The 13,790-nt window shown below is 29.5% G+C and carries 16 protein-coding genes; 13 read left to right on the forward strand and 3 right to left on the reverse strand.

Features of this window, described 5'->3' with window-relative positions:
• The 6 genes from BR82_RS15330 to BR82_RS15335 all read left to right on the forward strand — a co-directional run.
• A partial coding sequence (locus BR82_RS15330; protein ID WP_034864342.1) for an LPXTG cell wall anchor domain-containing protein occupies nucleotides 1-673 on the forward strand: 673 nt, incomplete at its 5' end.
• A gap of 204 nt (nucleotides 674-877) precedes the next feature.
• Nucleotides 878-1,138, forward strand: a complete 261-nt coding sequence (locus BR82_RS0106630) for a co-chaperone GroES (protein WP_024721253.1) — start codon at nucleotides 878-880, stop codon at nucleotides 1,136-1,138.
• Nucleotides 1,139-1,150: 12 nt separating this feature from the next.
• Nucleotides 1,151-2,770, forward strand: a complete 1,620-nt coding sequence (groL, locus tag BR82_RS0106635; protein ID WP_027089550.1) for a chaperonin GroEL — start codon at nucleotides 1,151-1,153, stop codon at nucleotides 2,768-2,770.
• Nucleotides 2,771-3,224: 454 nt separating this feature from the next.
• On the forward strand, nucleotides 3,225-3,527 hold the full coding sequence (locus tag BR82_RS0106640; protein WP_147590221.1) for a hypothetical protein: 303 nt from the start codon (nucleotides 3,225-3,227) through the stop codon (nucleotides 3,525-3,527).
• A gap of 9 nt (nucleotides 3,528-3,536) precedes the next feature.
• Complete coding sequence (locus BR82_RS16785) at nucleotides 3,537-3,824, forward strand: ImmA/IrrE family metallo-endopeptidase (protein ID WP_084300738.1); 288 nt, start codon at nucleotides 3,537-3,539, stop codon at nucleotides 3,822-3,824.
• Between the two features lies 1 nt (nucleotide 3,825).
• Nucleotides 3,826-4,311 (forward strand): hypothetical protein, encoded by a 486-nt coding sequence (locus BR82_RS15335; protein WP_051592772.1) that lies wholly within the window; start codon nucleotides 3,826-3,828, stop codon nucleotides 4,309-4,311.
• A gap of 231 nt (nucleotides 4,312-4,542) precedes the next feature.
• On the opposite strand, the gene BR82_RS0106655 is transcribed toward BR82_RS15335, so the two are convergent.
• Entirely contained in the window at nucleotides 4,543-6,447 is a 1,905-nt protein-coding gene (locus BR82_RS0106655) for an NAD(+) synthase (protein ID WP_027089552.1), read from the reverse strand.
• A 236-nt stretch (nucleotides 6,448-6,683) separates the two neighbouring features.
• On the opposite strand from BR82_RS0106655, the gene BR82_RS0106660 reads away from it, so the two are divergent.
• From BR82_RS0106660 to BR82_RS0106670, 3 genes are all read left to right on the forward strand, one after another.
• Entirely contained in the window at nucleotides 6,684-7,442 is a 759-nt protein-coding gene (locus BR82_RS0106660) for a formate/nitrite transporter family protein (protein WP_027089553.1), read from the forward strand.
• A 551-nt stretch (nucleotides 7,443-7,993) separates the two neighbouring features.
• Entirely contained in the window at nucleotides 7,994-8,728 is a 735-nt protein-coding gene (locus BR82_RS0106665; protein ID WP_027089554.1) for a metallophosphoesterase, read from the forward strand.
• Between the two features lie 13 nt (nucleotides 8,729-8,741).
• Nucleotides 8,742-9,494: a MurR/RpiR family transcriptional regulator gene (locus BR82_RS0106670; protein ID WP_027089555.1), complete on the forward strand. Its 753-nt coding sequence runs from the start codon at nucleotides 8,742-8,744 to the stop codon at nucleotides 9,492-9,494.
• A 37-nt stretch (nucleotides 9,495-9,531) separates the two neighbouring features.
• Here BR82_RS0106670 and BR82_RS0106675 read toward each other — a convergent pair whose 3' ends face one another.
• A complete protein-coding gene (locus tag BR82_RS0106675) occupies nucleotides 9,532-10,347 on the reverse strand; it encodes a Cof-type HAD-IIB family hydrolase (protein ID WP_027089556.1) in 816 nt (271 codons plus the stop codon).
• A gap of 125 nt (nucleotides 10,348-10,472) precedes the next feature.
• Here BR82_RS0106675 and aroE point away from each other — a divergent pair, with 125 nt between their 5' ends.
• From aroE to BR82_RS0106695, 4 genes are read left to right on the forward strand one after another with little or no spacing between them, the layout of a single operon-like run.
• On the forward strand, nucleotides 10,473-11,345 hold the full coding sequence (gene aroE / locus BR82_RS0106680; RefSeq protein WP_027089557.1) for a shikimate dehydrogenase: 873 nt from the start codon (nucleotides 10,473-10,475) through the stop codon (nucleotides 11,343-11,345).
• On the forward strand, nucleotides 11,342-11,929 hold the full coding sequence (rdgB, locus tag BR82_RS0106685; RefSeq protein WP_027089558.1) for an RdgB/HAM1 family non-canonical purine NTP pyrophosphatase: 588 nt from the start codon (nucleotides 11,342-11,344) through the stop codon (nucleotides 11,927-11,929). Before aroE ends, rdgB begins: the two co-directional genes overlap by 4 nt.
• Nucleotides 11,929-12,438, forward strand: coding sequence for a tRNA (cytidine(34)-2'-O)-methyltransferase (locus tag BR82_RS0106690; RefSeq protein ID WP_027089559.1), 510 nt, complete (start codon nucleotides 11,929-11,931; stop codon nucleotides 12,436-12,438). The genes rdgB and BR82_RS0106690 overlap by 1 nt, the downstream gene beginning before the upstream one ends.
• A complete protein-coding gene (locus BR82_RS0106695; protein ID WP_027089560.1) occupies nucleotides 12,428-13,078 on the forward strand; it encodes a TIGR01906 family membrane protein in 651 nt (216 codons plus the stop codon). The genes BR82_RS0106690 and BR82_RS0106695 overlap by 11 nt, the downstream gene beginning before the upstream one ends.
• Here BR82_RS0106695 and BR82_RS0106700 read toward each other — a convergent pair.
• Nucleotides 13,068-13,766: a restriction endonuclease gene (locus BR82_RS0106700; RefSeq protein ID WP_027089561.1), complete on the reverse strand. Its 699-nt coding sequence runs from the start codon at nucleotides 13,764-13,766 to the stop codon at nucleotides 13,068-13,070. The two genes, BR82_RS0106695 and BR82_RS0106700, sit on opposite strands and share 11 nt — an antisense overlap.
• Between the last annotated feature and the right edge of the window lie 24 nt (nucleotides 13,767-13,790).

The following is a 13,790-nucleotide window of genomic DNA, read 5'->3' on the forward strand; positions in this document are numbered from 1 at the left end:
TGATTCATGGACAGCATTGCAAGAAGCAATCGAAGCAGCAACTGAAGTCATGAATGATGAAAATGCATTAGAAAGTGATGTAACAGAAGCGTTAAATAACTTAACAGAAGCAATTGGAAACTTAATCTTAAGAGCTGATAAGACAAGATTACAAACACAATATGATAAGTTAGACAGCTTAGATAAGAGTGTTTATACAGAAGCAAGTGTAGCTAAATTGGTTGAACCAATGGCAAATGCCAAAGCAGTATTAGATGATCCAGATGCAACTCAAGAAGCAGTCGATAATGCATATGCAGAGTTAATAAGAGCAGAATTATCATTAAGATTGATTCCAAATAAGAATCTATTACAAGACTTAATTAATAAAGCAAATGGACTAAATGCCACAAATTACAGTGCGAAGACATGGAATGTAATGCAAGATGCTTTAGAAGAAGCCAAAGCGGTACTAGATGATCCAGAAGCAAGTCAGGCAGAAGTTGATAATGCTAAAGAAGTTTTAGCAAAAGCAATTGCGGGATTGGAAACAAGTAATTCAGTCAAAGCCGGTGATACAACAGCAAGTGTCGCTACTGGAGATACAATAAATATGTTATATCCACTTGCAGGATTGGCAGCAGCATCTATTGTTTTCTACGGAAGTAAGAAAAAGAAAGAAAAAAAAGATTAATAATTTAGGGTACCTATATTAAGGTACCTTATTTTGATTATAATTTTTAGATCTTAATTTAGTATATTTTGAATAATTTTATAATAGATTAAATAAATAAAAAATTTTTAAATTATTTTAGCACTTGTGTTGACAAAGTGCTAAAAAGGAGTATAATGGTTTTAGCACTTAGGAATGGCAAGTGCTAAAAAAGGAGTGATTAAAATGATTAAGCCATTACATGATAATGTTATTTTAAAAAAAGAAGAAGTAGAAAATAAGACATCAAGTGGGATTATTTTAACAACCGAAACTAAAAAAATTCCAAGTGTAGCAACTGTTGTTGCGGTAGGACCTGAATGTAAAGCAGAAATTAAAGAAAATGATAAAGTAGTTTATAAAGAATATTCAGGAACAGATATTAAGATTGATGAGATAGATTATATTGTAATTAGTGAAAAAGATATTTTAGCTTATATTGCTTAGGAGGTAATAGTTATGAGTAAAGAAGTTAGATTTTCGAGTGATGCCCGTAAGGCAATGTTGAAAGGTGTTAATATTCTTGGGGATGCTGTATGTGTTACTTTAGGACCTAAGGGACGTAATGTTGTTTTGGAAAAAAGCTATGGTTCACCATTAATTACTAATGATGGTGTAAGTATTGCTAAAGAAATTGAATTAGAAGATAAATTTGAAAACATGGGTGCTAAATTAGTATATGAAGTAGCCAATAATACTAATGATGTTGCTGGTGATGGTACTACTACAGCAACTATTCTTGCTCGTAATATGATCAATAATGGGATCAAAGCAGTTGATAAAGGATGTAATCCAGTATTAATGCGAGAAGGAATTGAATATGCAAGTAAAGAAGTTGCTAAAACTATTTTAAAGAACTCACGTAAAGTAGAAACAAGTAATGACGTAGCGAGTGTTGCGACAATATCTGCGGGTAGCAAAGAAATTGGTGATTTAATTGCTGAAGCAATGGATAAAGTTGGTCGTGATGGAATTATAAACGTTGATGAAAGTAATGGTTTTGATAATGAATTAGAAATCAGCGAAGGTATGCAGTATGATAAAGGATATGTATCTCCATATATGGTTTCTGATCGTGAAAAGATGCAAGTAGAATTGGAAAATCCTTATGTTTTAGTAACTAACCATAAAATTAGTAATATTCAAGAAATTTTGCCTGTTTTGGAACAAGTACTTCAAGTTAATAAACCACTATTATTAATTGCTGAAGATTTTGAAAATGAAGTTATTTCAACATTGGTATTAAATAAACTAAGAGGTACTTTCAATGTAGTTGCTACTAAGGCTCCTGGATTTGGTGATAATCAAAAAGAAATGCTTCAAGATATTGCTGCGTTAACAAATGCAAAATTCTATAACAAAGAATTAAACATGAAATTAGAAGAAATGAAGTTGGAAGAATTAGGTACGATCAAAAAAGTAATTGTTACTAAAGATAATACAACAATGATCAGTGGTAATGATGCTAGCGATGAATTGAAAGAACGTATCGAAGAAATCAAAACAAGAATTGCTAATACAACTAGTGATTATGATAAAAAACAATATCAAGAACGTCTTGGTAAATTAACAAATGGCGTAGCTACAATTAAAGTAGGAGCTACTACAGAAAGTGAATTAAAAGAAAAGAAGTTAAGAATCGAAGATGCTTTAAATGCTACCAAAGCTGCAGTTGCTGAAGGAATCGTTATCGGTGGTGGAGCTGCTTTAGTAGAAGCTTATAATGAATTAAAACCAGTATTAAAAAATGAAAATGTAGATGTTCAAAAAGGTATCAATATTGTAATGGAAGCATTGTTAGCACCAATTTGTCAAATTGCTGAAAATGCAGGATATAACTCAGAAGATATCGTTGATGGACAAAAGAATGCTGCTAAAAACATTGGTTTTGATGCTAAAGCTGGTAAATGGGTTGATATGTTTGAAGAAGGTATCATTGATCCAACTAAAGTAACACGTAGTGCATTATTGAATGCTGCTAGTATTTCAGCATTATTTATCACTACAGAAGTTGGAGTTGCAGAAATTAAGTCTGATGAACCAGAAACTCCTGCTGCTATGCCTGGTGGAATGTACTAATTATAGAAATAATTATAAATATAAACGAAAGGGAATTAGTTAACGTTACTAATTCTCTTTTTTATACAGAATATTAATAATTCATGATATAATTCTAAATATATGATTTTTCATTCAAACTGAAATGAATAAGGTGATTTACATCGCTGAGTAGTTATACATTTTTGTCATAATATGTCAATAACTTTTTTTACTTTATTGACTTTTTTGGAGAGAATGTTATTATAAAAAAGAGTAGAGTAGAAAAATGAGAAAATAGATAAAACAGTACAAAAAACTAAATATACAATAAAAATTATTTTTACATAATATCTCATTTTAAACACCTGGAAACGTTGTAACAACTCTATCGAGGTGGTTTTTTACGTCAACTGACGTTTTTTGCTTTATTACTGTGGTACTCTAGAATGGACGAACGCATTCTAGGGAGGTGAGAGGAGTGATATGGATGTGTATGGAAATCACAGGATTAAAAAATGAGTTGATGAACAAAGGATATGATATACATAATTTGGATGATAATCAAATAGAAGAGGCTGCTGAAATTTTATTGAATAAATTTAATATATATAAATTTCCTTTAAATATTGTAAAAGTTGCAGAAAAAATGGGATTGCAATTATTAACAGTAAAATTTAAAAATAATGAAGATAATCACATTGGTGGAGCACTAGCAATAAATTCAATGCTAACTTTAGAAGGATATAAAAGAGATAAAGTAATAAAAGTAAACAAAAACAATACACAAGGGCATTAACGTTTTACTATTGTTCATGAAATTTCACATTTAATTTTTGATTATTATTTTAAAGATATTCAAGTTCCATATTATGACTATTATGAAAATAATTTTTCATCTAATAATCCTGAAGAACATCGAGCAAATAGATTTGCCGCAGCTTTTTTAATGCCAAGAAGACGTTTTAGAGAAGAATATGATTATTTGACGAAAGAATTAGGTATAAAAGATAAAGAAGAAATTGAAAGTATGTTGGCTGAAAAATTTCTTGTATCACCTAGAGCTGTAGAGAAAAGAATATTAGAGGTTTTATAAAATGGAAGTGCCAAATGCAGGGCAAAATATTTTTGAGGATACAGAAGAACAAGAAAATTATTCGGATGACGCTACAGCAGATAAAGTAGATAGATTAGAAATCAAGAAGAGAAATGAGTCATATACAAGAATTTTAGAGAGATATTATTTATATATAGATAATATGCTTGATTTTAAAGAAGAAAAAAGAAATGCAATGTTTTGGGGAGCAATAGGGATATTGCTTATACCAATTCTTATATTTGGCATTGTTTTAATAATAATTGTTTCTAAAGATTTGAGTCAGATAGAAAATTTAGTTGCTTTTATTACAGCTATAGGAACGACTATATCTGCAATATATATTGTACCAACAAAAATTATTGAATATTTATTTAGTAATGAGGAAACACAACGAATTATAGAAATAATAAAAAATATTCAAGAATATGATAAAAATGTTAGAGATGATATAAGAGAAAGAAGAAAAAAAGAGAATAATACTTAAGAGTTGAATGAGGTAACCAAATAATTTAGGGGAAAGTCAAATTATTTTGAGGTCAACTTTAGGGGTTTAAAAAAAGACCGCTGAAATTTAAGAGACAACCTAAAAAATGTAAAAATTATTTTATAGGAACAACTTCAATTGAGGTTCTTACTCGATAATGGGTAACTAAAAATAAGGAAGAATTGAAATTAGTAAAAGGTAGTTGTTAAACAAACGACTACCTTTTTAGTATTATAATTCTTCAATTTCTTTGATCCATTCTTTTACATTAGCATCACTAGGCATTCGCCAGTCACCACGTGGTGATAGAGAAACAGTACCGACTTTAGGACCATCAGGGATACAGCTGCGTTTAAATTGTTGACTAAAGAAGCGCCAGTAAAATTTAGTAAGCCATTTTTTGATCGTTTCATCATTGTATTTGTCTTTGAATGCAAGTTTAGTTTTTCTAAATAGCTTACGTGGTTCATCACCAAAACGAACCATGTGATAAATAAAGAAATCGTGTAATTCATAAGGACCAACGATATCTTCTGTTTTTTGTACGATCTTGTCATTTTCTTGAGGTAATAACTCAGGAGAAACTGGCGTATCTAAAACATCTTTTAAAATTGTTTCCAATTTTTGACCGTGATATAAACTAGCAACATAATCGACTAAATAACGAACTAAAGTTTTTGGTACTGAAACATTGACAGCATACATACTCATATGATCGCCATTATATGTAGACCACCCCAATGCTACTTCTGATAAATCACCGGTTCCAATAACTAAACCACCAACTTGATTAGCTTTATTCATTAGAATCTCAGTTCTTGTTCTTGCCTGGACGTTTTCATATGTCACATCATGAATATTTTCATCTTGCTTGATATCTTTAAATTGAACTCTTACAGATTCAGTGATATCGATATCGTAGCTAGTAACATTTAATTCTTCCATTAAACCTAAAGCATTGTTTTTAGTTCTTGATGTTGTTCCAAAACATGGCATCGTAATAGCAATAATATTTTTAGTATCATAATTCAACTTTTTAAATGCCATCGTACAAACAAGCAAAGCCAATGTTGAATCTAATCCACCAGATATTCCAATTACTGCTTTTTTAATATTAGTTGCTTGTAATCTTTGCATTAAACCACGTGTTTGAATATCAAATACTTCTTTACAACGTTTTTCTCTTAACCTAAAATCACTAGGAACAAAAGGATGAGGATCATAGTAATAAGTTGTATTTAGGTCGATATTAGTTGATTCAAAGTAAATAGTTTCATAAGTATTTAATGATTTAAATGTGGTCATTTTGCGTCTTTCACTAGATAGTTTTTTTAGATCAAGATCACCATAAATGATTTCACTATCAAAACCATGACTTTCTTTGATCATCGTTCCATTTTCACTAATAATATGATGACCGCTAAATACGACATCAGTCGTACTTTCACCATTACCGGCATTACTATATACATATCCACAAATCAAACGAGCTGATTGAGAATTTACTAATAAATGGCGATAATCTTTTTTACTAGTAACTTCATTACTAGCTGAAGGATTTAAAATTAAAGTTGCACCGTTTAAAGCTAAATTAATACTAGGAGCGTTTGGTAACCACAAATCTTCACAAATTTCAACTCCAAATTTAAATTCGGGATTAGTTGTAGAAGCAAAAATATAGTTTTTTCCAAAAGGAATTTTTTGATTATTAAAAATAATTGTCGTATTTTCCTCCGGTGCAGGTTCAAAGCGTCTAGCTTCATAAAATTCTTGATAATTAGGTACATGTGTTTTAGGAACTAATCCTAATAACTTACCCTGGTGAATAACTGCAGCTACATTATATAAACTGTTTATATGCTGAAAAGGCATTCCAACAACAACAATAATATCTTTATTGATTGTTTCATCAATAATGATTGTTAATTGTCTTTTTGCCTCATTTAATAACCGATCTTGGTTAAATAGATCTTCACAAGTATATCCCGTTAAACATAATTCTGGAAATACTAAAACTTTAGTGCTATTTTCATAAGCCTGATTGATTAATTTACAAATCTGTAAACTATTATTTTTTACGTTAGCAATGCTTGTATCAAATGAAGCTGCAGCTACACGTATATATCCGTCTTTCATTATATCTCCTCCAATGCTTATATTGTACACTTTATCTTATTTCTTAACAATGAATAATTGTTTTTTTTAAGAAAATGGTAGATAAAAAGATAATATTTCCAGGGAAATTGTTTAAAATTAAGATATATTTAATTTTATATATAAGCCCATAATTTTAAAGCATAGCTAAGACTTGATGGTTTGTTGAATTTAGGGGAAATATGGTTTATAATTATATATATTTGGAGGGCTTTTCTATGAGTTTTGAAATGTTATCAAATTTAGGGATAAAAAAATATGAAATGTGTCGTGATGAACCAGGACGTTTTTTTGCGCGTTCGATAGTAGCTGGTCTTTATTTAGGGCTAGCAACAATTTTATCAGTTACTTTAGGAACATTATTGTTTCAAAGTAATTTAATTGCTTCTAAGATTGCTGTAGCAGCATCTTTTGGAATCGGACTAGTTATCATTGTTATTTTAGGATCTGAGTTATTTACTGGAAATTGTTTTACAACGATGATACCAGTGTATGGTAAAAAGTTAAAATTTACTCAGATCATTCCTATGTGGATCATTTGTTATATCGGGAATTTTATTGGGATTGCATTAATCTGTTTCTTATTTGTTAAAAGTGGCAGCAATCACGATTTATTTATTACTTATATTGAAAGTATTGTTAGTGGTAAGTTAACATTTGATGTATTAGAATTATTTATTAAAGGTGTTTTATGTAATTTTATTGTCTGTGTTGGGGCATATGTCGGAATGAAGATGCAGGATGATACAGCTAAAACAATTATTATGATGATTGTTGTAATGGCGTTTGTTTTACCAGGTTTTGAACATAGTATTGCTAATATGGGATATTTTACATTAGGAATAACAGGATTAGGAACAAGTTTTGACTGGTCATTATTACCTTTACATATGTTGATTGCAACGTTAGGTAATATTGTTGGTGGAGGAATATTATTAGGATTCCCGCTATATATGATGATAAAACCAAAGAAATAAATCTTCAGGTTAACTGGAGATTTTTTAGTAGTAAGATAATCAATTATTGATGGAGTAAGAATATAAGGTAAATAAAATGATAAAATTTCTTGATTTTTTTTTATAATTGAGTAGAATATACTTGTAAATTAGGTATTCTAAAAGAAAAGGAAGAGGTGCGACTCTTCCTTTTCGCTGTTTTACGGGCTATTATTCTAATTAAATCCGTTTAGACTTAATTAGATATAAAATTAGAAATAATATTATTAGGTATTCCATAATTGGAAACTCTACTATTTTTAATATAAGCCCGCTGGAATATGTTAACCATACGTTTCCTCCTTCCATTAAAACAGCAGGCAGCTACCTGCTTATATTTTATCATGGTAGATATGTTTTTTTGTCTCAACTTTGTTCCATGTTTGTCTTACAATTATCTTATTTTGAAAGTGTTTAGAAATTTCAAGAACTTGGTTTTAAAATTTGGATTATTTTTAATCTTAAAAGATAAAAAGATGGAGTTTAAAAAAAATAAGAATAATGATAAACTTAAGATAAGAAGGGGTGATTGTATGCCTAAAAATATTTATGTCCTTTCAGATCTGCATGGTCACTATGACATATTTATTAAAATGTTGAAAAAAATAAAATTTTGTCAAGATGATATATTGTATATTTTAGGTGATTGTTGTGACCGGGGACCTGACAGTTTAAAAATATATTTATATATTCAAAAATTTAAAAATATGCATTTGATTAAAGGAAATCATGAAATTATGATGCGTGATGCTTTTAAAGTTGATGATCCTGCTTCTTCGCAAAGAAGAATGTGGTTTCAAAATGGTGGTAATAAAACTTGTACAAGTTATCATCAATACTTACATAAAAAGGCTTTTGATGAATATGATTATAAAGTTTTAAAAGCGGCTTTTTATAAAATGATGATTGAATATATAGATAGTTGTCCGTCTTTTATTGAGATTAATTGTAATGATCAGGATTATGTTTTGATTCATGCAGGAATTAATCCTGAAAAAGGTTTATATGAACAAACAGAAGAAGAATGTGCCTGGATGCGAGAATATTTTTTTATGTCCAAAGGACTGGATGATAAGATTATTATTTTTGGTCATACGCCAACATGCTATATCCGGCAAAATAGTGATTGTTTTGATGTTTGGTATGATCCAGTTTTTAAAGATAAGATTGGGATCGATGGTGGTTTAGGACCGTTTGAAAATGGACAGTTAAATTGTATATGTTTAAATACGATGGAAGTTTTTGTGATTAAAAAAAGTGAGCTGTAATGGGAGGAAGATTATGAATTTATTATTGAGTAGAATATTAACATATTTAAATGGAGCATTGATATATGATCAGCATTATCGTTTTTGTAAATTCGTTATTTATAATTATTTAGAATTAGAAGATATGACTTTTAGTGAAGTGATTGAAAAAAGCGGCATTAGTGAAGCAGATGTTTTAAGTTTTTGTGATTTACTAGGGTTTAATAATTATGAGGAGTTTAAATCGCGTTTGATTAGAGATCATATGATTCGTTTGGATCAAATTAGGGCGCGAATGTTAGGTGTAAGTAGTGAAAAATTAATTGCAGGAATGGAAAAATCATGTTCAAATGAAACTATGAAAGAATATATTTCAATTATTTGTGAAGCAATTTTTAAAGCAAAAAGAGTTATTTTGATTGGAGCTTTATATCCAATGTCGATTGCAGTTGAATTTCAAACTGATTTAGTTAGTTTTGGTAAACCAGTAATTCAATATCATAGTTTTGATCAAAATATTAAATTTGATCAAGAAGATGTAATAATTTTTATCTCGGCTACTGGACGGGCGATGAATTCTTTTATGCAAATTCAAAAAGAAGAAGATGTTGATTTAGCAACATCGATTCTTATAACTCAAAATAAGAATTATGCTTTTGGAAAACATAAAATTGCAGATTATGTAATCCAGGTTCCAGGTAAGTTTGATGGAATTGATTTTAATTATCAGATCATGACGATTTGTGATCTGCTTAGAGTCCACTATTATCAACAATATTATTTATAATGTTAAAAAGGTTTTTACTGATCTTAGTAAAAACCTTTTATCGAATCAAATAGTTTTCAATTACTTCTTTACAGCCATCATGATCATTATCATTTACAATAACATCACAAATTTCTTTAATATTATCATTGGCATTTTGCATTGCAACTGCTAAGCCTGCTGCTTTTAAAACATCATAATCATTATTAGCATCACCTACAGCAATAGTTTCATCTAATTTAAGATCTAAATAATTACATAATTTAATTAATCCACTTGCTTTAGTAACATTTAAAGGTGAGATTTCTAAAGATGTTGTTTCAGCTAATGCAAATGTAAGTGGCAGATCTTTTAATAATTGATAACTTTTTTTGCGTGCTTCTTCGTTTGGGTGATAAAGATTGATTTTTTCAATCATTTTATCTTTAGAAAAGCTATAAATATCGTCGACAGTTGTAGTAACTCGTTGAAACATTGGCTGATATATTTCCATCTGATATTTTGCCATTTCATTAAGATTCTTTTTAGAAACAATAGAAGAACCATTATTAAAAAGATGAACCATTATATCACTTTGATTAGCTATCGCCATTATTTTATCAACTATATTAAATGGTATATATTCCTGGTGAATTATTTTTCTATTTTTTAAATCATAGACTAAAGCGCCACTTTCTAAAACCCCATATTGGATATCACAAATTTCATTTTCATAATCTTTTAATTCAGCTAAACCTCTTCCTGTTGATAAAACAACATACTTATTTAAGGCTGTTGCTTTTTTTATTGCTGTGATAGTTTGTTTTGAAATCTTTTTTTGACTATTTAGTAATGTGCCATCCATATCCAAAGCAATCAATTCATAATTAGACATATATTAATTTCCCCTTTCTGATAATTTATATTATAATAGATAAGAAAAATAAGATATATTTTTTTCTAAAACTGCAAACTTAGTTACAGATATGCTATAATAACCACAAAATACGGAGGAATACCATGAAATCAAAAATAAGTGCAACAACTAGTTTATATGCTTTTATTGCGAGTCCAGCTCATCATTCTAAATCACCAGCGATGCATAATTGCGCTTTTAAAGAATTAAATATTGATAGCGTTTATTTAGCGTTCGATATTAAAAGTGAAGTGCTCGAAGCAGCTGTTAAAGGTTTAAAAGCTTTAAAAGTAAAAGGGGCGAATGTCTCGATGCCACATAAGCAGACGATCATTCCTTATTTAGATAATATTTCAACAGTATCGAGATTATGTAATGCTGTTAATACAATTAAATTAGAAGATGATAAATATTACGGTACTATTACTGATGGTGTTGGCTTTATTAAAAGCTTGGAAGAACAAAACTGGTCAATTAAAAATAACAAAATTACAATGGTTGGAGCTGGTGGCGCTGCTACTGCGATCATGGTTCAAATGGCTATGGATGGAGCAAAAGAGATCGTTATTTATAATCGTAGTCAACGGCCTGAATTTATAGAAATCATCAATAATACGATCGAAGAAACTAATTGTAAGATTACATTTAAATCATTAAGTGATTTAAATGCCTTAAAACAAGATATGCATGATAGCTATTTGTTTATTAATACTACCGGAGTAGGAATGGAACCGATGCTTGATCGATCAGTTGTTCCTGATGAATCATATTTTGTTCCCAGTTTAAAAGTAGCTGATATTATATATCAGCCAGCAGTTACAAAAATGCTGCAAATGGCTAAGAATAAAGGCTGTGAAATAATGAATGGAGAATTGATGTTATTGTATCAGGGTGCGGAGTCTTTTAAAATTTGGACGGGGCAGGATATGCCAATCAACAAAGTTAAAGAAGTTTTAGGAATCGAGGTAAAAGAATGAAAGAGTTAATCGTTGCTTCAACAAATCAAGGAAAAATCAAAGAAATTAGAGCAATGTTGAAAGATATCGATATTGAAGTATTAGCAATGAATGATGTTTTAGATGATGATATTGAAATTGAAGAAAATGGCACAACTTTTAAAGAAAATGCCTTGATCAAAGCGAGTACGATTGCCAAGATCGTAAATAAACCAGTCTTAGCTGATGACAGTGGTTTAGAAGTTGATGCTTTAGATAAACAGCCGGGAATATATTCAGCTCGTTTTTTAGGTGCCGATACTAGTTACGAGATAAAAAATCAATATATTATCGATGCTGTTAAAGATAAAGATCGTAAAGCTCGTTTTGTTTGTGCAATGGCTTTAGTGATTCCTGGTCAAGAACCGATTTTAATCGAAGAGACAATGGAAGGAATGATCAATGATAAAATAGAAGGTGAAAATGGTTTTGGTTATGACCCAATTTTCTATTTCCCTCCTTGTAAGATGACTTCTGCGATGATGTCAATGGAAGAAAAAAATAAACACTCACATCGTGCAAAAGCTTTAAAAAAGTTATATACAATTTTAAAGGAGATATTATAATGAATCATATTGTTTTAGTACATCCCGCAATTCCTCAAAATACGGGAAATATCATGCGAACTTGTGTTGCTACAAACACTAGTCTTCATATCATTAAACCAATGAGCTTTGATTTAGATGATAAAAAAATGAAACGGGCTGGTTTGGATTATGTTAAAGATCTAGATCTACATGTTTATGACAGTTATGAAGAGTTTGAACAAAATAACCCTGGTGAATATCATTTTTTTACCCGTTATTCAAATATATGTTTCACTGATCAGGACTTTAGTGATAACAGCAAAGAGCACTACTTATTTTTTGGTCATGAACATGATGGAATCCCTAAGGAAATCTTGACTAAGCATTTAGAGCGTTGTTTAAGAATCCCAATGAGTGATAAAGTTAGAAGTTTGAATTTATCAAATTGTGCGGCTATTTGTATATATGAAGTTTTAAGACAGCAAAATTATCCCGATCTTTCTAAAGTAGAGGTTCAAAAGGGAGAAGACTTTTTATATGAGTTATAGTAAAAAAGATATTTTTTTATCAATCATGTTAATGCTTTTTATTATTACATTAGCAATAGTCTTTACAGTCTTTTTTAAACAGTTATATTATTTTGATATTGATTATTTGCATATTGATACTCTCAGTGGTATGAGTGAAAAGGTGATCAAAGAAAATTATGATATTTTGATCAATTACCAGTCTATTTTTTATCAGGGGGCTTTAAGCTTACCTGATTTTACGATGTCAGCTAGTGGAAAAATTCATTTTCAAGAAGTTAAAGTTATTTTTGAAGTGATTCAAATTACAATGATTATCAGTGGCTCAATAGCTATTTTGATGATGATTAGGCGTTTAAAGGAAAAAGAGTATCGCTTTTTTAAATTGACAGGGATGTTGACGATCATCATTCCGGCGATGTTAGGATTTGTGGTAGCATTAGATTTTGATCGTGCTTTTGTCATATTTCATAAAATAGTATTTAGAAATGATTTTTGGATATTTGATTATCGAAGCGATCCGGTAATTAAGATTTTACCCGAAACGTTTTTTATGCACTGTTTTATCTTGATCGTTGTAATTGTTATTATGCTGGCACTATTTTGTTTACTTTTTTATAAGTATAAACAAAAGCAAATAATAAACGATACTAATCTATAGTATCGTGGTAATCATGGATGAGATATTTAGGCTTTGTTTTTAACGAAGCCTTTGTTTTATCTTTGATAATTTTAATGATAATGCTAATAAAGAAAAATAAACTAATTAGTAAAGGAATCAAAAAAGATTCTTTTTTTATTGTTCCATAAAACAATAAAAGGGTTATCAATAATGAAATAAGAGGATAATAGAATGGTAATGATTTAGTTAGTAATTTAGATTTTTTCAAAAAATAACATAACGTTTCATGATCCCATAGCTCTACTTCATTATTTTTAGCGAGATTTATGGCTGCTTTAGAAAATGTGTTATTAGTAAAAACTACGGGAATATCACAATTATAATATGTACAGCCGCTTATAGCTTCCTGGATAGCCTTGATTCCAACAGGTTTATTATAACGTTTGCATTGAATTGCATAAGTATAATTATTTTTTGTAGCAATGACATCAATACCATAATCATTGCTGCTTTTTGATATTGATACATTTTTAAAACTATTTTTTTCTAATAGTAGTTTAGTAAAAGATTCGAATTGGTAGCCATCAAGATTATTGATATATTCAAGATCAAAATTATTAAAATAAATATTTTTAATAATGTGATAAATAACTTTAATGATGGCATTTATTATTTTAAAAGGCAGGATGATGATGTTATTGATCAACCAGACAAATATTAATTTCATTCATACACCTCCATTTGGACATTA

Origin of the sequence: Thomasclavelia saccharogumia DSM 17460, from assembly GCF_000686665.1 — a bacterium.
Taxonomy (GTDB): domain Bacteria; phylum Bacillota_I; class Bacilli_A; order Erysipelotrichales; family Coprobacillaceae; genus Thomasclavelia; species Thomasclavelia saccharogumia.